At 63.1% G+C, this 24,384-nt stretch carries 19 protein-coding genes; 9 read left to right on the forward strand and 10 right to left on the reverse strand.

Annotated elements, in window-relative coordinates:
* Positions 1–279: 279 nt before the first annotated feature.
* Entirely contained in the window at positions 280–807 is a 528-nt protein-coding gene (locus tag VLU25_07900) for an SET domain-containing protein-lysine N-methyltransferase (protein HSR67850.1), read from the forward strand.
* Positions 808–820: 13 nt separating this feature from the next.
* On the opposite strand, the gene VLU25_07905 is transcribed toward VLU25_07900, so the two are convergent.
* Together VLU25_07905 and VLU25_07910 are read right to left on the reverse strand one after the other, a co-directional pair.
* Positions 821–1,750 (reverse strand): VWA domain-containing protein, encoded by a 930-nt coding sequence (locus VLU25_07905; protein ID HSR67851.1) that lies wholly within the window; start codon positions 1,748–1,750, stop codon positions 821–823.
* Complete coding sequence (locus VLU25_07910) at positions 1,747–5,238, reverse strand: hypothetical protein (protein ID HSR67852.1); 3,492 nt, start codon at positions 5,236–5,238, stop codon at positions 1,747–1,749. Before VLU25_07910 ends, VLU25_07905 begins: the two co-directional genes overlap by 4 nt.
* Before the next feature lie 80 nt (positions 5,239–5,318).
* Between VLU25_07910 and VLU25_07915 the strand changes: the two genes are divergently transcribed.
* The 3 genes from VLU25_07915 to VLU25_07925 all read left to right on the forward strand — a co-directional run bounded on the left by VLU25_07915 (position 5,319) and on the right by VLU25_07925 (position 8,077).
* Positions 5,319–6,920 (forward strand): serine/threonine-protein kinase, encoded by a 1,602-nt coding sequence (locus tag VLU25_07915; GenBank protein HSR67853.1) that lies wholly within the window; start codon positions 5,319–5,321, stop codon positions 6,918–6,920.
* Positions 6,921–7,090: 170 nt separating this feature from the next.
* Entirely contained in the window at positions 7,091–7,540 is a 450-nt protein-coding gene (locus tag VLU25_07920) for a hypothetical protein (protein ID HSR67854.1), read from the forward strand.
* Positions 7,541–7,750: 210 nt separating this feature from the next.
* Positions 7,751–8,077, forward strand: a complete 327-nt coding sequence (locus VLU25_07925) for a hypothetical protein (protein HSR67855.1) — start codon at positions 7,751–7,753, stop codon at positions 8,075–8,077.
* Positions 8,078–8,136: 59 nt separating this feature from the next.
* Here VLU25_07925 and glgB read toward each other — a convergent pair whose 3' ends face one another.
* On the reverse strand, positions 8,137–10,086 hold the full coding sequence (glgB, locus tag VLU25_07930; protein HSR67856.1) for a 1,4-alpha-glucan branching protein GlgB: 1,950 nt from the start codon (positions 10,084–10,086) through the stop codon (positions 8,137–8,139).
* Between the two features lie 129 nt (positions 10,087–10,215).
* Between glgB and VLU25_07935 the strand changes: the two genes are divergently transcribed.
* The 3 genes from VLU25_07935 to VLU25_07945 all read left to right on the forward strand — a co-directional run bounded on the left by VLU25_07935 (position 10,216) and on the right by VLU25_07945 (position 14,097).
* A complete protein-coding gene (locus tag VLU25_07935) occupies positions 10,216–11,490 on the forward strand; it encodes a glucose-1-phosphate adenylyltransferase (protein HSR67857.1) in 1,275 nt (424 codons plus the stop codon).
* A 64-nt stretch (positions 11,491–11,554) separates the two neighbouring features.
* The gene (locus VLU25_07940) at positions 11,555–13,117 is read left to right on the forward strand and encodes a radical SAM protein (protein HSR67858.1); all 1,563 of its coding nucleotides are present in this window, start codon (positions 11,555–11,557) and stop codon (positions 13,115–13,117) included.
* 140 nt (positions 13,118–13,257) lie between these two features.
* Entirely contained in the window at positions 13,258–14,097 is an 840-nt protein-coding gene (locus VLU25_07945; GenBank protein ID HSR67859.1) for an NYN domain-containing protein, read from the forward strand.
* Positions 14,098–14,149: 52 nt separating this feature from the next.
* On the opposite strand, the gene VLU25_07950 is transcribed toward VLU25_07945, so the two are convergent.
* From VLU25_07950 to rimO, 7 genes are all read right to left on the reverse strand, one after another.
* The gene (locus VLU25_07950) at positions 14,150–17,329 is read right to left on the reverse strand and encodes a YCF48-related protein (protein HSR67860.1); all 3,180 of its coding nucleotides are present in this window, start codon (positions 17,327–17,329) and stop codon (positions 14,150–14,152) included.
* A gap of 246 nt (positions 17,330–17,575) precedes the next feature.
* Positions 17,576–18,568, reverse strand: coding sequence for a D-glycero-beta-D-manno-heptose-7-phosphate kinase (gene rfaE1, locus VLU25_07955; GenBank protein HSR67861.1), 993 nt, complete (start codon positions 18,566–18,568; stop codon positions 17,576–17,578).
* The gene (locus VLU25_07960) at positions 18,565–19,599 is read right to left on the reverse strand and encodes a glycosyltransferase family 9 protein (protein HSR67862.1); all 1,035 of its coding nucleotides are present in this window, start codon (positions 19,597–19,599) and stop codon (positions 18,565–18,567) included. Before VLU25_07960 ends, rfaE1 begins: the two co-directional genes overlap by 4 nt.
* An 8-nt stretch (positions 19,600–19,607) precedes the next feature.
* Entirely contained in the window at positions 19,608–20,186 is a 579-nt protein-coding gene (thpR, locus tag VLU25_07965) for an RNA 2',3'-cyclic phosphodiesterase (protein ID HSR67863.1), read from the reverse strand.
* Positions 20,183–21,436 (reverse strand): competence/damage-inducible protein A, encoded by a 1,254-nt coding sequence (locus VLU25_07970; GenBank protein HSR67864.1) that lies wholly within the window; start codon positions 21,434–21,436, stop codon positions 20,183–20,185. Before VLU25_07970 ends, thpR begins: the two co-directional genes overlap by 4 nt.
* Before the next feature lie 13 nt (positions 21,437–21,449).
* Entirely contained in the window at positions 21,450–21,647 is a 198-nt protein-coding gene (yacG, locus tag VLU25_07975; protein ID HSR67865.1) for a DNA gyrase inhibitor YacG, read from the reverse strand.
* Positions 21,648–21,655: 8 nt separating this feature from the next.
* A complete protein-coding gene (rimO, locus tag VLU25_07980; protein ID HSR67866.1) occupies positions 21,656–23,068 on the reverse strand; it encodes a 30S ribosomal protein S12 methylthiotransferase RimO in 1,413 nt (470 codons plus the stop codon).
* A 225-nt stretch (positions 23,069–23,293) separates the two neighbouring features.
* On the opposite strand from rimO, the gene VLU25_07985 reads away from it, so the two are divergent.
* Both VLU25_07985 and VLU25_07990 read left to right on the forward strand, forming a co-directional pair.
* On the forward strand, positions 23,294–23,470 hold the full coding sequence (locus tag VLU25_07985; GenBank protein ID HSR67867.1) for a hypothetical protein: 177 nt from the start codon (positions 23,294–23,296) through the stop codon (positions 23,468–23,470).
* A 163-nt stretch (positions 23,471–23,633) separates the two neighbouring features.
* Complete coding sequence (locus tag VLU25_07990; protein ID HSR67868.1) at positions 23,634–24,371, forward strand: YciI family protein; 738 nt, start codon at positions 23,634–23,636, stop codon at positions 24,369–24,371.
* The last annotated feature ends 13 nt before the right edge of the window (positions 24,372–24,384 follow it).

The raw sequence follows: 24,384 nt of genomic DNA on the forward strand, positions 1-24,384 counted from the left end.
ATACGATAAGGCCTTACGGCGTGGGAAGGTGGCGGAACTCTTCCCGATGCGCCGCAGACCTGCTGAAATGTTGTCGAAGAAAGAGCGCGCATTGAAACGAATGACGCTCGTGCAGTTCTGTCTTGACCAAGAAGGTGCCGGGAGGTAGTGGGATTCCGGGAGCACGTCGGAAAGTGTGCCGGCCAGACCTTCGACTTCCACAACACCAGCCCGGCCTCGACGCCGCCAACATCCCCGTACGCTAGCGGCTGGCCACCGTCAACACGTAAACTAGCGGGCATGATGAGTCACGAATTGCCCGACCTCAGTTTCCGTTCACCCAAGACCCAGGTTGGGGAGAGCGCCATTCATGGGAAGGGGCTGTTTGCTCGGGAGCCGATTGGCGCGGGAGAGATTGTGGCCATCAAGGGCGGCTACATCCTGCAAGCCTCGGAATGGGCTGCGCTTGAGCCTGCAGTTCGGGATTCGGAGATCCAAATCGCGGAAGAGTTCTTTATCGCCGCCTCGCACCCCGATGAGCGGGAGGGCTGCATGGTCTACTTGAATCACAGTTGCGCGCCCAACTGCGCGCTGCAAGGGCAGATCGTCTTCCTGGCCATGCGGGATATCGGCGCAGGCGAGGAGCTGACTCATGACTGGGCCACCACCGACGACCTCGACTACGAGATGACCTGCAACTGCGGCGCCCCCGACTGCAGGGGAACCATCACTGGCAAGGACTGGAGGCTTGCCGAACTTCAGGAAAAATACGCTGGCTGGTTCAGTTGGTTCATCCAGCGCAAAATCGATCGGCAGCGTTCAGAATGAGAAGCTGATGTGCTCACTTCGGCGGAGAAGGGAAGAAGTGGTAGCCGGGGCGGTGGATGACGGTCAGGTCGCGGGTGGGGACGGTGATCTCAAGGGTGCGGAAGCCGGGAGATTGCAGGTCTTGAGGGACGTAGCCGAGGGAATACTGGGCGGCGATGGCCTGGCGGATGGCTTCGAAGGCCTGGCGCAAGCGCTCCAAATCGGCCCGCGAATCGAAGAAGAGTCCTCCCGTGGACTCGGCCAGGCGCTGGATCTGGTTGAAGTCCGACTCCTGTCCCTTGGCCCGCACGCCGATGCCGAAGATGAGCGCCTCTTTGTCCTGAGCCTGGCGGATGGCTTCGCGGGCGCTCAAGCTGCTGTTGGTGTCGTGGCCGTCTGAAACCAGCACCATGATGCGCCGTCCGCTGCGTCCCGCCAGCAGGTCCTCCACCGCCAGCCAAACTCCGTCGAAAAGACGCGTGCGGCCGTCGGCGTAGACGCTGCGCAGCGAACCCTCGAGGCGCTTGAGGTCGTAGCTGAAGTCCTGCACCAGCTTGACCTCGCTGCCGAACTGGACGATGGCCGCCGCATCCCGTTCGCGGGTCAATACGGCGCGCAGGAACTCCGCCGCCGCGCGCCGCTCGAAGGAAAGCTTCTCCTCCACGCTTTCAGAGGTGTCGATGACCAACACCACCGAGAGGGGCGGGACGTCCTCGCCGCTGCTGAAGTAGCTGATGTCCTGCGGCGCCGAGTCTTCCTCGAGCAGGAAGTCCTGACGCTGCAGTCCGGTGACGTAGCGTCCCGAGGCGTCGCGGACGGTGACCAGCACGTTGACCAGGTCGACCGAGGTGGTGAAGGTGGGAGTGAGATCCTGTTCCTGTGCCGCCAGCGCAAAGGCAGCCAGCACCGGCAATAAGAGCGGGCCGGCAAACCGTCCTAGCAGCCGGGTCAGGGAGCGTGTCATTTGGCCTCCTGGCCGGGCAGCGGCCAGCGCAGGATTTGCCGGTCCTGGCCGGCGGTGAAGAGATAGCGGCCGTCAGGCGAGAAGACGGCGGCGTTGGTTCCGCCGCTGTGTCCGGCCAGGGAATAGACGGGAGTACCGGCCAGCGGATTCCAGAGCGCCATTCCGTCCCGCCAGGAGGCGACGGCCAGCAGCAACCCGTCAGGGGAAAAGGCCAGGGCGCTGATCCATTCCGCTTCCCGCAAGCGGTACATGAGGCGTCCTGACGGCAGCTCCCACAGGTAGACCAGGCCGCCCTCGGTCCCGGCGGCCAGCATTTTGGAGTCGGGCGAGAAGGCCAGGCACGTCAGCGATTCGTCGGGCTCGCCGAGGCGCAGCAGCTCGCGCCGCGAATCCGCATTCCAGACCATGACCTGGGCCTGCCCGCCGGCCGCGGCCAAGAGATTGCCGTCGGGCGAGAAAGCGACCGCCCGCAACCACAAATCAGCCTCAAGGGAAGCCGATTCGCTGCCCCCGGAAGCGCTCCACAAACGCACCTGAGCATCTTCGCCGGCGCTGGCCAGGATCGAGGAATCGGGGGAGAAGGCCAAGGCATTGACTCCTCCCGGATGGGCTGGAAAGGGCTTGACGGGCTGCTCAGCTTCTCGGGCGGGGGCCGCCTCCCAGATGGCAGCCCGTCCCTCCCACGCGCCTGAAGCGGCCAGGCGTCCGTCGGGCGAAAAAGCGACCGAGGTGACCCAGTCATGATGGTGACTGAAGCGATCCAGAGGTTGAGCCGTCAAGGCGTCCCAGAGGCGCACGGACTGGTCCTTGGAGGCGCTCAGCAGGAGCTTGCCGTCAGGCGAGATGTCGAGATCGTTGACCGAGGCCTGATGGCCCTGGAAGAGAAGGTCGCTGCTCAATTCAGCCAAGTCGGCCAAGAGCACCGGCGGAGGCCTGCCGGCTGCATCGTCCTGGGCCGGCAGATACCCCGGGTAGGCCAGCACCTGCTGGGCGTCGGCCAAGAGTCCCGCGCTGGCGGGCCGGAAGAAGGATTCCAGCCGCAGCGGCTGCTGCAGCTCGGGGAAAGCCTGCAAGGCCAGGTCGAATTCTCTCAGCTTCCATTCCTCGGTCTCGTCATTCCAGAGCCAAGATCGGCGTTGGGGAGGGCGCAAAGGCCGGGAAGGAGCGGTGAGGGCCAGGTGTTCCAGCAAAACGTGGTCGCCCGCCGCCAGGTCGACCTCTCCTTGCACTTCCAGCACGACGGCCCTGGGAAGCAGGTAGGTTCCGCTGCGGGAGACGAATCCCGAGTGACGCACCCGCGAGCCTCCGGAGCGCCACTCGAGATGGACTCCGTCTTCAAGGTCGGGGCCGAGCAATCCGATCACCAGCAGGCCGCGGCGGGTGGTGCAGCGTCCGTCTGCATCGTTTCCGCACCATGGGGGCGCGCTCAAACGCAGCGGACGCAACGGAGCCTTGTCCAGCCGCCCCACGGGCTGGGCCTCCACTTCCAGGCGCAGGACGGCTTGGGAAGCATCCTGCAGGCGCTCCACCGGCTGCAGCGAGTCGGATTGCAGGATCTCGATGCGGCCATCCCCGGTCGCGGTCGCCAGGCGTCCTTGAGCCAACGAAGCGAGGGCCGTGTAAGCGCCCGCACGGACGGCTGTCCGGCGGGCCGAGGCGCTATCAGGGGCGGTCAGGCCTTGCCGCGCCGCCGTGGAAGGCAGCTCCCAGAGCTGGAGCGAGTCGGGAGTGATCAACGCCAGGCGGCGGCCGTCCTCGGAAAGGTCAAGGTCGAGCACGCCTGGGGCGTCCAGTTGGATCGCTCCGCTGGAAGCGAGATGCCCGGCGTTTTCTTGCCCGGCAGGGTCGGCGGCGGACGAGCGGCTCAGGTCGGTCCAGCGGACGAAAGGTCCCACGGTGGCCCAGGCCAGGCGCCGGCCTTCTTGGTCGAGGTCCAGCCCTGTGATGGAGAAATCGTTGCGGGCCTGGGCCAGGGGGCGGCCCGAGGCGGAATCCAGCAGCCGTACGAATCCGTCCCGTCCGCCCACGGCGATGCGCTGACCGTCGGGAAGGAAGCGCAGCGCCGTGGCGGCTCCCAGGTGCACCGGCCGCGTCCACTCTGGCGTCAGGCGCTCGCCCTGCAGGCGCCATAGTCCGACTTTGCCGTCCTTCATGGCCGCCGCCAGCAGTCCGTGGGCGGAATGGAAGTCTAGCGCCAGCACTTCGGAGTGGGGCTCGAGCAGGGCCATCAGGCCGCCGTCCCGAGTCCACAGGCGAATGCCGTCGGGTCCGGCGCCGGCCAGAATGCCTTGCCTCCCGTCGCCATCCGAGTCGCCCCACGCCAGCGTGGCAAAAGCTTGGGCTGGCGGGCTCAGGGCCAGCAGTCCGCCCTGTTCTTGGTGGATCTTCACCGAGGAGCCGTCCAGAGCCCCCCAGGCGGACGTCAGCAGGCTCTTTCCGTCGGGGAAAAAAGCGACGCTGGTGAAGGAACCCAGCGTAGGCAGGTCGAGGGACTCCAACAGGCGTCCGCTGGAAGCGTCCCAGAAGCGCAGGTGACGGTCGTCTCCCGCCCCGGCCAGCAGGGTTCCGTCGGGCGAGAAAGTCAGGCTGCGCAAGCCCTCTCCCTGGAAGTAGTGAGAACGCGGACGCGACCAGTTGTTGCTCGACCAGAGGAGGATGGAAGCGCCCGATCCGCCGGCCGCCAGCCGTTGACCGTCGGGCGAGAAGGCCAAACTGCGGACGCGGAAGAGGGCCTGGCTGGGGCGTCCTTTGCGGTTGCCTCTGGAGTCTCTCCATTCGACGCGGCTGATGGCGCCCTCCCAGGAGGCCACCGCCACCCGGTCAGGCTGGGCGGGCGAGAAAGCCACTGCCGCCACCGGACCGTCAAATTTATCGACCTTCTTCACCTCTTGACCCTGGGACGTCCAGAACCGCAGCGTTTCGTCCTGCGAGGCCGAGGCCAGCAACCTGCCGTCAGACGAGAAATCGAGGTCCCAGACGGCCTTGCGGTGGGCCCCTTCGATCGAGGTCAGCAATCGGCCCTCGGGCATGCTCCACAGCGACATCTGTCCCCCGGCCCCGCCCAGCGCCAGCAGGCTCCCGTCGGGCGAGACGGCCAGGCATAAGACCTCAGCCTGATGGGGTCGAAGCACCTTGAGAAGACGCTGGTCGGAGAGCCTCCAGATGCGTACTTCGCCTCCTGCCAGGGCCCCCGCCGCCCAAGTGGCGTCGGGAGCCATCACCGCTTCGTGGGTCCAGGCCGGGAAATCGCCGAGGAGGGCGGCCACGCTTCCGCCAGGGCCGATCCGCCACACCTTGATGCTGCCGTCGGCAGAGGCCGAAGCCAGCAGTCCCGAGTCGTGCGGAGACGTCCGCAGCGCCGTAATCCCGGCGGAATGGGCCGGAACCGCAGGGTCGGCCTGCGGCGCCTGGCCACTCAGCAGGATGCTCGCCGAGCAGAGCAGCAACAGGGCGGACATGAATCGAAAGGCCCGCGACATGCATCTCATGATACCGAGATCATCTTCGAGATGTGCACGGCGGTGCTGCCAACCAAGACCTGAGAGCAATAGAACGTGGGTGAACGACGATGAACGCATCCTCGGCAACTTTGGCCCAGTCCTCTCCGGTGGCCGACAGCCTGGCCACTTCCTGCAAATTCTGTCCCACTGGCGGAATGCTGCCCGAAGATTTCGACGCCAAGCTGGGAGCGATCGACGGCAAAGCCGTGCGAACGGTACTGACCGTCCTCTCCCCGCTGCTTCTCTTCGTCGGCATCGGCTATCTGGCTTCCGCCTGGGGAGAGATCTCAGCCGGACTCCTGGCGGCTCAGATCGCCATGCTGGTGCTGCTGGGAGTTTCCGCGGCCGTGGTCTATTCAGGCCTGGAACTCACCTACCGGCGCCTCAGGCTGCTTGAACTGGGAGTCTTTCTCAGCGGCATGATCCTCATCTCCCTGCACGCCTTCAGCGACGCCGCGGCCGGTTCTCCGCAGTCCTACCACTACGCCGTCATCGGCAGCATCCTGCTGGCCGTCAGCTACGGAGTCTTTGTCCCCAACCCTTACCAACGCACGCTGCTGGTGGCGGCGGTTCTGCTGAGCGTGCCTTTCTTCTGCGGACTGGTCTTGAGTTCCCAGCCGGCTTGGCGGGGGTCGTCGCTCTCGTTGTGGATTCCCATCGCGCTGCTGTTGCCGGCCTGGGGAGTGGCCGTGGGGGCTTCGGCTCTGGTCGACCGCTACCGCAGAACCAGCAACGAGGGCAAAGAGGCCGACCTCTACCATCTCAAGAAGAAGATCGGCGGCGGAGGGATGGGAGAGGTATGGCTGGCCGAGCATAAGATGCTGGCCCGTCCCTCGGCCATGAAGATGATCCATCCCGACAAGCTCAAGGGGGAAGATCCCGACGGCGTACGTCGGGCCCGCGACCGTTTTCAGCGGGAGGCCAAGGTGACGGCTTCGCTGCGTTCCCCCCACACCGTCGAGCTCTACGACTTCGGCATCACGGCTGACGGAACCTTCTTCTACGTCATGGAACTGCTGGACGGCTTCGATCTCGACACCCTGGTCAAGCGCTACGGCCCTCAGCCTTCCGAACGGGTGGTGCACCTGCTCTTGCAGGTCTGCGATTCGCTGGGGGACGCCCACGCCAACGGCCTGGTCCACCGCGACATCAAGCCCGCCAACATCTACGTCACCCGCATGGGCCTGGCGCGCGATTTCGTCAAGGTCCTCGATTTCGGCCTGGTCAAGAACATCGACCCCACTCTAGGGCAGAACAGCCTCACCATCGACGGAGTCACCACCGGCACGCCCGCCTTCATGGCTCCCGAGATGGCCCGGGGCAAAGGCCAAGTCGACCACCGCACCGATCTCTATGCGCTGGGATGCGTGGCCTACTGGCTGCTGACCGGTCAACTGGTCTTCGACAGCGAGAATCCGCTCTCCATCGTCGTCGACCACGTCAACTCGCAGCCGGCCCCGCCTTCCAGCCGCAGCGAGCTGGAGATTCCCGGGGAACTGGATGCCGCCATTCTGCGTTGCCTGGCCAAGGCTCCCGAAGAGCGCTTTCAAAGTGCCGGCGAGCTGGCCGAGGCCCTGGCTTCAATTCCTCTCAAGTCGCACTGGGACAGCGCCCGCGCCGCCAAGTGGTGGGAACTGCACCAGCCCGAGTCCTCCCGCCCGGCGGCCTGAGCGTGAAATCAGCCTCCACGGTCTGTTGCGGCGGCTGCTATACTGAATTCATCGGTAAGCGAGCCGCCGGTATCCGGTCACCCGCGAGAGCGGCCTGGGAAGCGCCTCATTTCTCGCCTCCAGCCGGATTTCGGCTGCTTCCACGATTGACTCTCTCTTGGAGGCGGCCAGTGAACTTGATTGGGACCGCACTGCTGCAAAAGTGCGTCGTGTCTTGGGTCCTCAGCGGACTTTTCCTTCCAGCAGCCTTGCTCGGCAGCTCCCATTCCGGCGCGGTCTCCAGCCGTTTGCTCGCCATCATCGAGAGCTTTCGAGAGCGGATGGGAATCGAGGAAACCATCCTGGTGCGTGTGGTTCCCTACAACCCCAAGCTGGCCTCTTCTGAACCTTTCGGAGACGGCTTTTTGATCTCCATCGACAGGAACTTCCTGGCCGGTTTGAACGCCGAGGACACGCGGGCCATGCTGGCTCACGAGATGGGGCACATTTGGATCTTCACCCACCACCCTTACCTGCAGACTGAGAGACTGGCCAATCGGATGGCCCTGCGCCTGGTCTCCCAAGAGAGCCTCGACCGCGTTTACGAGAGAGTTGCCGTCCACGGCCAATCGGCTCGCTGAGACGCCGCGGGCAGGGAATTTTTGTTCACCACCCCGAAAGATTTGACCATCGGCCCTTCAGGCATCGGCCGGGTTTGGCTGGTAAACCACCGTGAATACTAGGTTCCTGACTTTTGGAACGCCTTTTGCATCTCTAATTAGCGTAATCTGGAGCGATCAGAGCTTCAGTAAGTCATATAAATCGGAGGTACAGTTATGAAGAAACACACCATGAAGATCATCTCTATCCTGAGCATCATTTGCCTGGTCGGCGGTATGGCCGTCTTCGCACAAGAAGGCGAGAAAATGGCCGAGAACATGGTCGCCAAAGGCAAGCTGGTAAGCGTCGACGCCGAGAACATGAGCCTCGAAATCGAAACCGAGGACGGTGAGACGATTGCCTTCGCCTATACCGAGTCCACCAAGGTCACCGGCGCCCAGAGCGTTCAGGGACTGGCGGACAATGAAGGCACCTGGGTCACGATCCAGTACACGACTGAGAATTCCCAGCACACCGCCACTGCGATCCACCTCAATAAAGGGAAGCCTGGCCAATAAAACCGGGAACGCTACCCCTTAGTGGATCAGGCGGTCGCCATTTTCGGTGACCGCCTTTTTTATTTCTTGCCGGCCTCGGGCTTCTCGCTGAGGCGCTTGAGAAAAACCACTCCGAGAGGCGGCAGGCGCAGGGTGATGGAGTGCTCCATTTCATGGCACTCCTCCGGCTCTGATGGGCAGGGTTTGCTGTTGACCACCCCGCTGCCGCCGAAACGATCATCGTCGCTGTTGAGGATTTCCTTCCAGCTTCCCGGTTGGGGGACGCCCAGGCGATACTCTTTCTGGACAATCGGGGTGAAGTTGCAGACGATGAGCAGGGTTTCCTGGGCGCGGTTGCTGCGCCGCAGATAGGCCACGATGCTGCGCTCGCGGTCGTTGAGGTCGATCCAATCGAAACCCGCCGGCTCGAAATCGCGTTCGAAGAGAGCCGCTTCGCGCCGGTAGAGCCGGTTGAGCTTCTGCAGGAATTTCCATAGACCCTGGTGAGGGGCGTATTCCAGCAAATGCCAGTCCAGGCTGGAGTCGTGATTCCACTCCTTCCACTGACCCAGTTCGGCCCCCATGAAAAGCAGCTTTTTACCCGGGTGCGAATACATGTGCCCCAGCAACAGCCGCAGATTGGCGAACCTCTGCCACTCGTCGCCCGGCATTTTGTTGATGAGCGACCCTTTGCCGTGCACCACTTCGTCGTGAGAGAGGGGCAGCAGGTACTTTTCGGTGTAGGCGTACCACATGCTGAAGGTCAGCTTGTCGTGCTCCCACTTGCGGTAGACGGGATCCTTGCGGATGTAGTGCAGAGTGTCGTGCATCCAGCCCATCTTCCACTTCATGTCGAAGCCCAGTCCGCCTTCATCGGCGGGCCAGGAGACCTTGGGCCAGGCCGTCGACTCCTCGGCAATGGTTTGCACCGAGGGATAGAACTCGTGGACGCTGCGGTTGAATTCCTGCAGCAGGGAAATGGCCTCCAGATTCTCGCGTACGCCGTACTGGTTGGGAATCCACTGGCCCTCCTGGCGTGAGTAATCGAGGTACAGCATGGAGGCCACCGCGTCGACCCTGAGTCCGTCGATGTGGTAGCGGTCGAGCCAAAAGAGGGCGCTGGAGATCAAAAAGGCCCGCACTTCGTTGCGGGCGTAGTTGAAGATGTAGCTTTGCCAGTCGGGATGGAAGCCCTTGCGCGGGTCGGCGTGCTCGTAGAGGTGGCTTCCGTCGAAAAGCCCCAGACCATGTTCGTCGGTTGGGAAGTGAGACGGCACCCAGTCAAGAATCACTCCCACGCCGTTGCGGTGCAGGGAATCGACCAGTTCCATGAAGCCCTGAGGCGAACCGAAGCGGCTGGTGGGCGCGAAATATCCGACCGTCTGGTATCCCCAGGAGCCGGTGAAGGGATGTTCGGTCAGGGGCAGAAACTCCACGTGGGTGAAGCCCGTATCTTTCAGGTAATCGGTCAGGTACTCGCTCAACTCCTGGTAACTGAGGGAGCGGTTGTCGTCGTGGGGCACTCGCCTCCAGGAACCGGGATGCATCTCGTAGATCGACATGGGGGCGTGCGGCCCGTTGTTGAGCGGGCGCGTCTTCATCCACTCCTCGTCGCTCCATTGATAGTCGAGATCCCAGACCACTGAAGCCGTCCGCGGCGGGGCCTCCCAGCGGAAGGCGAACGGGTCGCCCTTGGCCACCCCGAAGGGGGTGTGGGGCGAAATGACGTGGTACTTGTAGAGTTCGCCCGCGCCCACGCCGGGGATGAAGCATTCCCAGATGCCGGATTGGTCCCAGCGCGGGCTCATCGAGTGGCGGCCGGGCCTCCACTCGTTGAATCCGCCGATGACGCTGACTTCGGTGGCGTTGGGAGCCCAGACGGCAAAGAGCGTCCCCTGGCGGCCTTCCTCCTCGATGAGATGAGCCCCCAATCTCTCGTAAAGGCGGTAGTGTGTTCCCTGCTTGAAGAGATAGATATCGTCTTCCGTCAGCAAGCTGACCCCGTGCACGGCCTCGGTCTTCGCAGTCATAGGCGCTCATGTTAGCACTACGCAGCCGGGCCTTAGAAATGGGCCTCCGATCAAAGGCCACCAGGCGCTGTCGGAAGCCGGTAGAAAGGGGGTTGGCGCGGCCCTGACGTTTTGGATAGACTAGCGCCCATGAAGCGAGTGATCTCAGTCATCCTGGGCGGAGGAAAAGGAACCCGCCTCTACCCGCTCACACATGTACGTTCCAAACCGGCCGTGCCGCTGGGGGGCAAATACCGGCTCATCGACATCCCCGTCAGCAATTGCATCAACTCGGGCGTCTCCAAAATCTTCGTCATCACCCAGTACAATTCGGAGTCGCTCAACCGTCACATCAACCAGACCTATCGCTTCGACGTCTTCAGCGAGGGTTTCGTCGACATTCTGGCCGCCGAGCAGACTCCCGAAACGGTGGAATGGTTCCAGGGGACGGCCGACGCGGTGCGGCGCACCATGCGCCACATCCTCAACTACCGCGCCAAGGAGATCCTCATCCTCTCGGGCGATCAACTCTACCGCATGGATTACTCCAAGCTCATCCGCTACCACCGCAAGAAGAAGGCCGACCTGACGGTGGGCGTGATTCCCGTGGAGAAGAGAAGGGTGCCGGCCTTCGGCATCCTCAAGATGGCCAACGACGGAGCCCTCAAGGAGTTTCACGAGAAGCCCAAGGACGAGGAGTTCATCGATACGCTCAAGGTCGACGTGGAAGCCTGGCGCGAGATGGGAGTTACCGAGAGCAAGCCCTACATGGCCTCGATGGGCATCTACGTCTTCAATGTGGACGCACTAGTGGAACTGCTCAAAGACGAGTCCCACGTCGATTTCGGGGGCCACGTCATTCCCAGGGCCATCAAATCGCATTCTGTGGCGGGCTTTCCCTTCAGCGGCTATTGGGAAGACATCGGGACCATCGAGGCGTTTTACAAGGCCAATCTCGACTTGGCCTCGGCGGAACCCAAATTCACTTTCTTCGACGCCGAGTTTCCCATCTTCACCCACGCCCGCTTTCTGCCCGCCAACCGCATCCGCAATTGCGAGTTCGAAGAGACGGTGGTGGCCGAGGGATGCTCGATCTTCAACTCCAAGATCAGCAATTCCATCATCGGCATCCGCAGCGTCCTCCGCAATGCCACACTCGTGGATACCCTGATGATGGGGGCCGACTACTACGATCCCGATCCCCGCCGCGAGCCCATCCGCCTGGGAGTTGCGCGCGGAACCTTCATCAAGGGCGCCATCGTCGACAAGAATGCCCGAATCGGGGAGAACGTCCGCATCGAGAACGTGGATGGCCACCAGGAGCACGACGGCAACTGCGGGACGCCCATGAGCAACTACCACATCCGCGACGGCATCGTCATCATCCCCAAAAACTCCGTCATCCCCGACGGCAGCGTCATTTAGGATTTTTGTGGACGAGAAGGGCGTCTGATGGGGCGATTCTGCTATCCTGAGGCCATCTGATTCCATGAACAAGCAGATCATCCTCGTCAATCCGAAGATGTCCAAGCCGCGGGCGGTGCGGCTGCCCATCTCGCTGCTCTCCCTGGGCGCGGTGTTGGAAGGCGAGTGGGACTACCGGGTGGTGGACGGCAACGTCGATCCCGACGCCACGGCGACTGTCCTGGCGGCGGTTGCCGAGCGCGAGACGGCGCTGGTGGGCATGACGGTGATGCCCGGGCCGCAGGTGGCGCCGGCCATCGAGATCGCAGCGGCCTTGCGGGCCGCTCATCCCCAGGTGCCGGTGGTATGGGGCGGATACTTTCCCACCCTTTACCCCGACTCGGCCGTCAACGCCCCCTACGTGGACTATCTGATTCGCGGCCAGGGGGAGGACACGCTCAGGGAATTGCTGAAGGCATTGCCCGACGCAGGGCGTCCTCTCTCTACGCTCGAAGCCGAAAGAGCCTCCTCGGCCCAGGACACCTCGGCGCTTTCACACATCGCCGGGTTGACCTACAAGGCCGGGGGACGCATCGTCCACAATGACGAACGCCAATTTCGTCCCCCCGGCGACTACCCTCCCTTGCCCTACCATCGTGCGGGCGACGTCGAGGGCTACCTGCGTCCCAGCTTCATGGGCACCCGCACGGCCGTCCATCAGGCAGCCCTGGGATGCCGCTACCGCTGCACCTTCTGCGGCGTGGTCTCGATGTTCAACGGATACACCGAACTGCAGAAGGCCCAGGCGCTGGAGAGGGACTTGTCGACGTTGCGCGACCGCTACGGGGCCAACGCGGTGCAGTTCTACGATCACAACTTCTTCGACAAGGAGAAGAGCAGCATCCCGGTCCTTGAAGTGTTGGAGAAAATGCAGATGCCCTGGTGGTGCTACGCGCGCGCCGACACTTTGGCCAAGTTCTCAACCTCCACCTGGGAACGGCTGCGCCGCAGCAAGCTGAGGATGGCCTACATCGGTGCTGAAGCGGCCAGCGATTCGGTCCTCAAGTCGATGCGCAAGGGCACCAAAGTCGACCACACCTTCGAGACGGCCCGCTTATGCCGCCACTATGGCATCATTCCCGAATTCTCCTTTGTGCTGGGAGGGCCTGAGGATCCCGAAGGCGAGATCGAGAAGACACTGCGTTTCATCCGCCAACTGAAGGCCATCCATCCGCAGTGCGAAATCGTGCCGTATTTCTATTCGCCCACTCCTCAGCGAGACCCCCGTCGCCGCAAGACCGAAGGCAACGGCGCCCGCATTCCCATCCTCGAGCGCTACGGTCCCGAGGGGCCCGAGTTGCCCGCCACTCCTGAAGAATGGACCGAGCCCCGCTGGCTCAATTACGTATGCCACCAGGACGCCCCTTGGCTGACTTCCCGCATGCGCCGGCGGGTTCAGGATTTCTCAAAAGTGTTGTCCTGCCGCTTTCCGACCGTGCAGGACTACCACACTCCCGCCTGGGGCAAGAGCCTGCTGCGCCACCTGGCCCGCTGGCGCTACGCGGCCGGCATCTACGGCAACCCTTGGGAACTCGACTTGGCCCGCCGTTACTTCCCCCTCAGGGCACCGGCTGAAGAGAGTCTCTGACCTGCCCGATCAGTCTCGCTCGCGGCCTCTCAAGGGTCGCGATCTGCGCTTGGCGATCTCTGCTGCTAATTCGCGCGTTTCTTGCGTCGTCGGAGTTTGGTAGAGTATCGGCTTCGGACGTTCAACTTGGGGGAGCCAGCATGAACAATCTCCATTCGAGCACCAAGGTGGGCATCTATGCCGATGCCGCCAACCTGTACCGCAACGGGGGACAGAAATTCCGCTACGATATTCTCCGTGAGTTCGCCTGCCGGGACGGAGCCGAACCGGCCAGGCTTAACGTTTATGTCGCCTATGACGCCGAAAGGGCGCGCATCGATCCGGCTTACGGGGAAGGCCAGAACAAGTTCTATTCGGCACTGCGCGACTTCGGCTACAAAGTCATCACCAAAGAAGTGCGTTGGTATGTGGACGAGGCAGGCAAGCGCTATGGCAAGGCCAACGCCGACCTTGACCTGGCGGTCGATGCCTTGCTCCAATCCGAGCGCCTCGACCGCATTCTGATCGCCAGCGGCGACGGCGACTTCGTGCGCGTGGTCCGGGCCATGCAGAACAAGGGCTGCCGGGTGGAAGTGGTGGCCCTGGACAACGCCTCCTCGGAACTGCGCCGCGAGGCCGATCTCTTCATGTCGGGATATCTGGTGCCCAACCTCATTCCGCAACCGATGGAAAACGGCGACCACCTGCCCGAGTGGGGAGAGGTGGGGTCGCGGGTGCGGGGCTGGTGCTATTGGCACAAGGAGGACGGGCGCTTCGGTTTCATGCGGGTACTGAGTAAAATCGAGTCGGGACTATGGCTGACCGATTCGCGCCATCCCGAGTCGCCCTACGAGACGCTTTGGTTCCATGATTCCAACGTGCACGACTTCGATTGCCGGCGGTTGCCGAGCCGGCATTTCATATTCGACTTCGAAATCGCCGAGGCCGAAGAGCACGAGGGCAAACAGGCCATCGACATCCACCTCATCAACCACGGGTGAGGGACGATTCGTGAGCTTCCCGGCTCTCGCCCCTTGCGCCTTGCCACGCCCGTTATTCGACTGCCAGCGGTATCTTGCCCAGTCGTCCGGGACGCACTTGAATGACCGTTGCGGCCACGGCCTGCTCGGGAACGATCCTCAGGCCGCCCAGGAAGTCGCTGAAGTCGAGCGGTTGCTCGCTTTGCCACTCGATTTCGCTGGCCAACAGCGCTACCCGTCCGCGGGCGGCCAGGGCGATTTCAGCGGTGGCCAGCGCTTCGCCTTCATCGTCGAGCAGCTCCAGAGCCAGCAGGTTGGGCTCTTGGGAGGTGTTGTGGACGGCTACTCCCGTGTCGGCCTGCTCGGAGGCGTTGACGCGGGCAGGGAAGCGGAAGGGGGCGTCGATGACCGGGGCGGGACGGTCGGCCGTCGATCCGCCGGGCCCGGTCAGTTGAGACCAGAAGTCGCTGAGTCCTCTCTGTCTGATTTCAGCCGAGGCGACGGTCAGTTGGCCCTGGCCCGTCGTGCGCAGCACCCTGAACAGGGAAGCCTCCAACGACACTTCAAGTTCGGAGACCGGCCCGAAGCCTTCTACGTCCAGCGCTACCGGGTTGCCCTCTTCATCCCAAAAGGCGATCTCGACAATTTCGCTGGAGGGTAAGGGATTATAGAGAAAGATGCGGGTCTGGAGGCCGCCTCCGTTAACCACTTGAGGAAGAAAGGCGGAGCGCTTGGGCGAGGGGCTCAGGCTTGTTCGGGCACGCGTCGATCGCCGGCCTGCCGCCAGGGGATCTTCAAGGGGTTGGAGATCGGCGGGCGCGGGGTTGAACGGTTCTCTGATGGTAGGTATCTCAGCCAGATCTCCAGGTAGGGTTTCCAGCATGACGATCTTGGCCAGCCCGGAGGACTGAGCATGCAAAGTGGCCGTCAGGTTGGAGACGTCCAAGGGTTCCCCGGCGGGTGTCAGCCAGTTCAGTTCGTCCAGGAAGCGGGCCTGCAACTGCCCCGCCTCCAGAGTCAGCGAAGCGGTGCCCAGCAAGTCCTGCAAGAAGTTCCGCAGTTGCAGATCGATATGCACCTGCTCTTGTGAGAAGTTGCTGACCGAGATAGAGGCCCTGCGGTTTTCCTGCGAGGAATTCTGAAAAGGCGCCACGGAGCCGAAAAATCCGCCCATAGTGGGCGAGGCGCCCGAGAATCCGGCCATGCCCAGCGTCCCGTCGAAGAGCAGGGAAGCTTGCAAAGGAGCGTCCGAAAAGAGCGAAAAGGAGCCGATCTGCAGTGAGCCTTGAGAGTCGGAAAGAACGGTCTCGACCTGAAACGGTTGCAGGGAATCGTCCAGCGCCGGGAAAGCGTTGCCCAGGGGCTGTCCGTCCCCGGCTCGGGCCTCTATTTGGAGGTCTGTGGCGGTGTCTCGGTTGAAGATGAAGAGACGGCTGGTATTGGGCTGTCCCGCCACATCTCCGATGGTGAAGAAGGGGAAGCGCAGACGTTCCTGCCCTCGCAGGCGCAGCAAAACGCCGCCCTCGGCGGCGGCCAGCAGTTGGCCGTCCGAGTCGAAGGCCAAGGCCTCTACGCCTAAGGCGCTGAGCGACTCCAGTCCTTCGGTGACGGGCTGGAAGCTGGTTCCGCCGTCGAAACTCTCCCCGACTCCGAAGTTGAAAAGGTGGTCGGAGTCCTGGGGGTCGATGACAAAGTCCCCGATGAACTCATTGACCTGCTTCCAGGCGTCTCCGCCGTCCCGGCTGCGGAAGAATCCGGCGCTGCCCGAGGCCATCACCACCTGGGGATCGGATGGGCTGACGTGCACCCAGCGTATATCCGGAACCACCACGGCCTCGGCTTCGAAGGGTATCGGCCCGACGACCGTTTCCCAGTCCTGGCCTCCGTTGCTGCTGCGAAAGACGCTGGCCGCGCCGGCTGCGAAGATGGTGTCGGCGGTGTCGGCCGGAGTGGAGACCGTCTCCAGAAAGATGGTGTCCGGGCTGACGGCGAAGCTTTCCCAGGTGGCTCCTCCGTCCTGGCTGATGGCAACGAAGCGGGAGCCCGTCGCCAGCACCGTCTGCGGCATGTTTCGCACCCGGTGCAAACCGGAGGCGTTGAACTCGTCGAAAACCTGCGTCCAGGTGTCTCCGCTGTCCTGGCTGCGGTAGACGCCGCCGGAGGCGGCGGCCAGGATGAGGGTCTCGTCGGCAGGGTCGACCGACAAGTCGTTGAGGCTGATGGGAGCCACCTCGGGAAAGATCTGCGCCCAGGACTCCCCGCCGTCCTCGCTGCGCAGCAGTCCGCCGCCCAGAGTCCCGATATAGACGCGGTCGGGATTGGAGGGGGCGGGAGCCAGGGAACCGACGTTGATGGTATGGAAGCCGTCGATGCTTTGAGTCCAGGTTTCCCCGCCGTCCTGGGAACGGAAAACGCCGTTGATGGCTGATCCCAGCGTCAGAATGTCGGAATCGGCTGAATCGACCACGACCGAACTGGCCGAAAAGGGATCCAAGTCCTCGGTCAGGTTCTCCCAGGTCTCGCCCTCGTCGCCGGTGCGGAAGAGGTCGCTTCCGTCAGCTACGTAGAGCGCCAACGGGTCGTTGGGGTCGAAAACGATCTGGTTGATAAGGGTCAGCGGGACCTCTTCGGCCACCCGCATCCAGGTATCTCCTGCGTCGTCGCTGCGAAAGAGCAGCCCGTCTCGGCTGCCGGCCCAGATGCGTCCCTGCTGGCGCAGGTCGAACCTGATCACTCTCAAGGTGACGTCGGCAATCTCACTCTCAGGCGCAATTTCGCTCCAGCTTTGCGTCTCCTGATCGAAGGCGAAAAGTCCGAATGGTGTCCCGGCCCAGAGTTCTCCAGATTCCGCGTTAACGACGCGGAAAAGGGGCACGATCAAGCCATCCTCTGGGACCCTCTCCCATTGACAGGAGCCCTCCGGGCTTCGAAAGAGGCTTGTGGGGCTCAGGGCGAAGACGGTTCCCGGGATTCCGGGCTGGCCGGGGCTCATGGCGAAGGAGCCGATTTCAGACACCTCCACTCTTAGTCCTCGAGAGCAGTCCTGCCAAGTCCGTCCGAAGTCTTCGGTCAGGAAGACAGCGATGCCTGAGGTGGTGTAGGCTCTGCCGGCGGTTTGGGGATCGGGAAGGATGTCGCGCGGAAAGGGAATCCGCGACGGGGTCAGGGACCAGGTCCGGCCGCCGTCGTTGCTTTGAAAGAGTCCGGCTAAGCTGTGGCCCCACATCAGGTCAGGGTCGACGGAATCGGCCACCAGCCGCAGCGGGCCTCCTTGACGATCTCCTACTCTGGTCCATTCACCTCCGGCAAAGAGCGAGGGCAGCAGGAGAAGAAAGATTGAAAAGAAGCAAGTGAACGGAATTATACTTAGTTTACGCATGACCACCTCAAAGAGATAACTGAGTGTACGTCCCCCGATACCTCTTTGGACCAATATTCCGGCTCAACCGTTCAATTGTCAGGATCTTGTCGGAGCTTCTGGAGAAGAGTTCGGTTTGAGTTATTTATCGGAGTCTTTAAGGCTTTCCAGCAGTTCATCAGGTGAAACCTGTGCAGTGCCCAGCTTGCCCACCACGATTCCGGCAGCGTGGTTGGCCAATTGCGCCGCCTGCACTGGATGGGCATCGCAGGCGATCGCCAGGGCGAAGACGGCGATGACGGTATCGCCGGCTCCGGTGACGTCGTAGACCTCGCGGGCGACCGTGGGGATGTGGACCTGGGAGCGGGCGTCCAGGTAGGTCATTCCCTCTTCTCCGCGCGTGATGAGCAGTGCGCCCAGTCCGGCTTCCTGACGCAGACGGTCGCCGGCGCGCAGCAGCGAATCCTCGTCCAGGATAGGCATTCCCGCGGCGGCTTCGGCCTCTTTCTGGTTGGGCGTGATGATGGAGGCGCCTCGATAGATCGAAAAGTCGCTGCTTTTAGGATCAACTGCCAGGTAGCGGCCTTCTTCCCCGGCCTGTTCGATTAGCAGCCTCACCAACTCAGGCACCAGCGCGCCCTTGGCGTAGTCGGAAAGAACGACAGCTTGACACTCATCAAGATACTTGCGGCAGGTGGCGGTCAGATCGGCCAGCAGAGAGCCTCGGGCCGGCAGACGGTCCTCGCGGTCGGCCCGGCAGACCTGCTGATGTCCGGCAATAATGCGGGTCTTGGTGGTGGTGCGGCGCTGGTCGTCTACGAGCAGTCCGCCGTCGTCGATGTTCTGGGCCTGTAATTCCCTGCGCAGTTGCTTCGCCGGGCTGTCGTCGCCCACCAGCCCCACCAGCCGCGGACGGGCGCCCAAGGCGGCCAGATTGCAGGCAACGTTGGCAGCGCCGCCTAAGTGCACGCTCTCGCGTTTGACTTCGATGACGGGGACGGGCGCTTCGGGAGAGATGCGTTCCACGCTGCCCCATACAAAGCGGTCGAGGATGATGTCGCCGGCCACCAGGATCCGGCAACCCTGGAAGCGACGCGTGATCTCCATCAGTTGTTGCCGTTGGGCCGAGTTCATATCGTGTCCGCCAGTTCCTCAACCGCCTGCCAGACCTGATCGACTCCAATGGACCGTATGCAGCGCGGCTGGTCGTAAAGATGGCAAGTGTATCCCGGACAGGGAATGCAGGGAAGGTCGGCCTTGATGAGTCGATGAGGGGTGTTCCAGGGCCTCCATACCCGCCAATCCGAGGAGCCGAAGACGGCCACCACGGGGCGCTTGAAAGCGGCTGCCATGTGCATCGGTCCGCTGTCGTTGCCCAGGTAGAGGGCACAGCGGGAGACGAGGGCGGCGAACCGGTCCAGCGGCAGCGGTTCGATGAGCAGCGGACGCCTTTTCATCAAGGCTCCCACCTCCTCCACAAGAACTTTCTCCCCAGGCCCCGCCGTGACGGCTACGGGCAACTTGAACCGCTCCTGCAGGCGGTCTCCAATCTCGGCGAAGTGCCGGGCGGCCCATTGTTTGGTGTCGAAGGCGGCGGCGGGATGGATGAGAGCGAAGGACCTGTCGGAGAATCCTGAAGCGGTCAAGAGTTGCTCGACGTAAGCCAAGGCCCCTTCATCGACGGGCAGATGGAGCTGGGGAATGGGCTCGACCGGTAGTCCCAGGTGCAGCAGTGGCGAAAGTTGATGTTCGACGGTGTGGACCGGGCGGTTGTTCCAAAGCTGGCGCGAGTCGGGCGTTTTCACGTCGTACCAGTCCTTGAAGCGCGCCGAAGCGTAACCGACCCGCCGTCGGGCACCGCTGAAGCGGGTCAGCAGGGCCGCCGTGCTGCCTCCGTGCAGATCGACGACCAAGTCAAACGAGAGACGGCGAAGGCGGCGCAGCATTCTCAGGCGGTTGGCCCACGCCCATCCCTGGCTGGGCATCACCAGGAGTTCATGCAGATGGGGATGCCCCTTGAGCAGCGCGGCGAAGGGTTCTTCCACTAATGCCGCGGTATGCATCCCGGCGCGGCGAGCCACCTGCAATGCGGGAGTCATCAGTACCGTGTCGCCCAGTGATCGGAGGCGAATGAACAGAATGCTTTGGCGAGGTTCACGACTCATGGCGACTGTCAGGATGTGGAGCCCAATGAAGCGCTGGCGAGGATCGTATACTCGGCCCCCGACGGTTTGAGGACGCTCTTGAAGAGGTGCACCTGTCCGACTTCGAAGACAGGGGCCTCGTCTTCCTGGTAGGCGCCGTTGAACGCTTCCATTTCTTCAATCAGGGCCTGGGACTTGCGGGGAGAGCGCAGGCGGGCCAGCGTCAGGTGGGGGGCATAAGGGCGCTTCTCGGGCTCGAAGCCCTCTTGAGCCAAGATCGCGGAAATGCCGCGTTGCAGTTCCAGCAGCGGCGCGATGCCCCTCAGCCCTCTCCACAAGACACGGGGACGCCTGCGGTCGGGAAACACTCCCAGCGTGCCCAAACGGAGCGAAAAAGGTGGGTGGACGGAAGCCGCGCCCTTGATCTGAGCCGCCAGCAAGTCAATCCTTTCAGCCTCGACGTCGCCCAGGAACTTGAGCGTCAGGTGTATGGACGAGGCAGCGCTGAAGCGGGCGTCCAGTCCCAGACGCTTGAAGGGCTCGGCGGTGCGGCGCAGTTCCCGGCGCACGGCGGACGGAAGATCGAGGGCGATAAAGGAGCGGATCACAGCAGCCTCCTGCGCAGCAGGTCGAGAGCCAGGCGGGCGCTGCGCAGGCGGATCCACTCACGGTCGCCGGGCAGCGACAGTCTCTTGGACTCGACGCCTTCCCGTGAAGCCAAAGCCACCCACACCGTTCCCACCGGCTTCTCCTCGCTGCCGCCCTCCGGACCGGCGATGCCCGTAGTGGACAGTGCATAATCGGACTTGCCGCGCAGGCGGGCTCCCTGGGCCATCTGCTCAGCCACTTGTCGGCTGACGGCGCCGAAGCGCTGCAGGGTGGTTTCGTTGACCCCCAGAGCGTCCACTTTGAGGGCGTTGCTGTAGGCGATGTATCCGCCCAGGTAGTAGTCGGAACTGCCCGCTACGGCGGTGATGAGCTGTCCCATCCAGCCCCCGGTGCAGGACTCGGCCGTGACCAGGCTTTGACCGCGGCTGCGCAGCATCTCGCCCAGGATCTCTTCGGGTTCCGCCTCGCGGTCGGCGTAGACGGCCTCGCCCAGAGCCTGCCGGGCGCGCTGAGCGAGTTGATCGAGCGCCTGGTTGGCAAGTCCTCGGTCGTCTTCGCCCCTCCAGGTGAAATGCAGGCTGATGATGCCGGAGGAGGACAGGATGGTGGTTTCGATGTCCGTGAAGGAGCGATAGGCCTCTTCGACTTTGGCGTCCACCGTGGACTCGGGCAGCCCCAGTATCTTGAGGGAGCGGCGATAGAGGGGCGCAGCGGGCTTGAGGTCGCGCACCCTGGGCAGCACCTCCTCGTCCACCATGGGCTCCAGTTCGCGGGGAGGGCCGGGCAGGAGAAAGATGAGAGCATCGCCCTGCCTCAGGAACATGCCGGGGGCCGACCCCTTGGGATTCTCCAGAGCCTCTCCGCCTTCCACCACTTGAGCCTGGCGCAGGTTGTTCTCGCTCATGCGCACGTTGAAGCGGGCGTAGAGCCGCTGCAAGCGTTCCACCAGTTGGGGGACGGTGTGCAAGGGACGGTCCAAGGCCTGAGCAACGGCTTGCCGGGTCAGGTCGTCGTTGGTGGGGCCCAAGCCCCCGCTCAGCAGCAGGATGTCGCAGCCGTCCTGCAGGGCTGTGCGCACGGCCCGGGCGATGTCGTGGAGATCGTCTCCCACCACCCACTTGCGGCGCACCCGGGTTCCTACCGAGGTGAGGCGTCCGGCCAGGAAGGCCGAATTGGTCTCCACCCGTCCGCCTTCCAGCAGTTCCGATCCCACGGCGATGATCTCGGCGGCCAGAAGTTTCCTGGTCAACGCTGATTGCTCCTCACCCTTGCTCGGGATCGGCGGGATCCCAAGGTTTTTCCTCGCCTTGCACCGAGTACTCCTCGTTAAACCACTTGCCCAGGTCAATGAGGCGGCAGCGCTTGCTGCAAAAAGGAAAGTACTTGTCCTCGAGACGGGTCTTGTTGCCGCAACGGGGGCATTTGTAGGACTTGAAGCGGGTGCTCTTCGCAGAAGCCATTTGGAGTCTCACTGGGGACGGTGCTCGACGCGCCCGGGCCTGTAGGCAAAAGTCGTGCTCTCACCCTTGAGGCCGGCGGACGCCTGGGCGTGACCCACCAAGTCATGGGGATGAGCTTCGATGATGCGCACCGGCAGGATGTCTCCGGGCCGGACGCTTTCGTCGATGCCGTCGGTCAGGTAGACGACGCCGTCGATGTCGGGTGCTTGGGTCTCCAGCCTGCCTTCCCACAACAGGTCGCTCTCTTTGCTGGGCCCCTCGGCCATGACGGGAAGGGTTTGCCCCACCAGCTTGCGGTTGATCTGGCTTGAGATCTCGGCTTGTACCTCCATCACCCGCTGCTGCCGCTGGGCTGCCACCTCGCCCTGCACCTTGGCGTCCAGGGCGTGGGAAGCCGCCGAGGACTCGTCGGAGTAGGTGAAGGCCCCCAGGCGCTCGAAGCGCGCCTGGCGTACGAAGTCGAGCAGCTCCTCGAAGTCCTCCTCCGTCTCTCCCGGGAATCCCACGATCACGGTGGTGCGGACGGCCGCGCCGGGGACCCGCTTGCGAATCCGCTCCAGAAGCCGCAGCAGAGACCCGCGATGACCGCCTCTTTTCATGCGGCTGAGCATGTTCTTGGAGGCGTGCTGCAAGGGCACGTCGATATAACGGCAAGCCGCCTCGGTTTCGCGCATGGCGTCCAGCAGTTCGTCGTAGATGTTGTTGGGATAGGCGTAGAGGAAGCGCACCCAGGAGATGCCCTCGACTTGACCCAGCCTGCGCAGCAGGCGGGCCAATCCCCGGCGGTCTCCCCGGTCCCACCCGTACATGGTGGTGTCCTGTCCGACCAGGTTGATTTCGCGGACGCCGCCTTGGGCCAGGCGTTCCGCTTCGCGCACCACGGAGTCCATGGGACGGCTGCGGAATCTTCCCCGCATCTGGGGGATGACGCAGAAAGTGCAAGGATGGTCGCAGCCCTCGGCGATCTTGATGTAGGCGCTGTGGCGGGGAGTTGTGAGGAGGCGCGGATCAGCGTCGTCGTAAAGAAAAAGTTCGCGCTCTTCGTAGTGCGGCACGGGGGCGGCCCGGCCCCGGGCTGGACCGCACACCTGCAGGATGCGGGGAATCTCGTTCGTCCCCACAACCGCGTCCACCTCGGGAATCTGTTCTTGAAGCTGCTTGCGGAAACGCTCGACCAGACAGCCGGCCACCACCAACTGCCGGCAACGCCCCTGTTCTTTGTAGCGCGCCATCTCCAGGATGGTGTCGATAGACTCCTGCTGGGCGCTCTCGATGAAACCGCAGGTGTTGACCACCAGGATTTCAGCCTCTTCGGCTTGATGGGTGATCTGGTGCCCCACCCGCGCCAACAAGCCCAGCATGACTTCGCTGTCGACGAGGTTTTTGGGACATCCCAGACTGACGAATCCGACCTTGGCCATAAGCCGACCATTATAGCGTACTTGACGAAAAGGCCCCCCCGCGGACGAGTATTTGCGATTTTTTACGCATTTTTGCGACTCTCGGGCTCTTTACGGCATCTTGATAAGAAGCGTCTTTCCGGACGAGACTTTTGAGGAAGAAAGTCGGTGTCGACCGTTATAGTCTTCGGATGCGGGCTTTGCCGGCCGATTCCTGCCGCAGGAGTTGAGAAAGGAGTAGCTCCCATGTCACGCGGATTTTTGCAACGCTTCCAATCTTGCCAATTGGTGGAGCAACAGCAAGCCGCTGCCCGGGCTCACTTGGAGAAGCAACGCTCCAAGTTCGGTCACGAGGACCCCTCGGTGACCAATCACTCGACTTCGGGCGCCCGTCGCACCGGCGCGGGCGAAACCCACCACTGAGAGCGACGTCTCTTAACGAGCGATTCGACACGGTCAGATTTTTCCAATACAGGGAATGGTGCGCCAGGTCATGCTGGTCGCGTGAGGCCGGATTCGCGTCTCACTAACATCTGGAACCTGTCATCCGTCCTTGCGTCTCCGCAAGAGGACCTGGGGGAGATCTATGAAATCGCTTCGTTATCTCATACTTGTCAGCCTGCCGTTTTTGCTGGGTTTCTTGGCGCTTCAGGCGCAGGAGCCCCCGCCGGGAATGGCCAGCTACTACTTTGTCTTTCTCAAAGCAGGTTCAGCAGAGCTGAGCGAGCAGGAGAGCGGAGAGATCATGCAGGCCCACGTGGCTCATTTGAGCCGGCAGTGGGAGGAGGGACGGCTGGTGGCTTCCGGACCCCTGATCGAGGCCGGCGAATTGCGCGGCATCGCCATCTACCGAACAACCAGCCTGGAGCAAGCCCGCCAGGCCGCCACATCCGATCCGGCTGTCAGGGCCGGACTGCTGCAGGTGCGAATCTTGACCTGGTGGGGCCCCGAGGGGATCGGCGACGGCTACAAGCAGTGGGCGAGCGAGAATCCCGGTCAGCCTGATCCCATGAAGGAATACCAACTGGTGCTGCTCAAGCGCGGACCCAAGGCCGATGCATTCCAGGGCGAGGAGGCGCGCGAACTGCAGGCCGCTCACCTGGCCAACATCCGCAAGATGGCCGAAGCCGGTCAACTGCTGGTGGCCGGGCCCTTCCTCGACGGCGACAGCCTGCGCGGCATCTTCGTGCTCACCATGGACTCGGTAGAAGAGGCCCGCCAGGCCTCGCGCCAGGACCCGGCCGTGCAAGCCGGGCGGCTTGAAATGGAGATCCACAGGCTGGCCATGGCCGAGGGTTCCTTCCCCAAACCTGAACTGCCCTAGCCCGCGCTGGGGG

The organism is Acidobacteriota bacterium (assembly GCA_035471785.1).
Lineage (GTDB): Bacteria > Acidobacteriota > UBA6911 > RPQK01 > DATIPO01 > JANQFM01.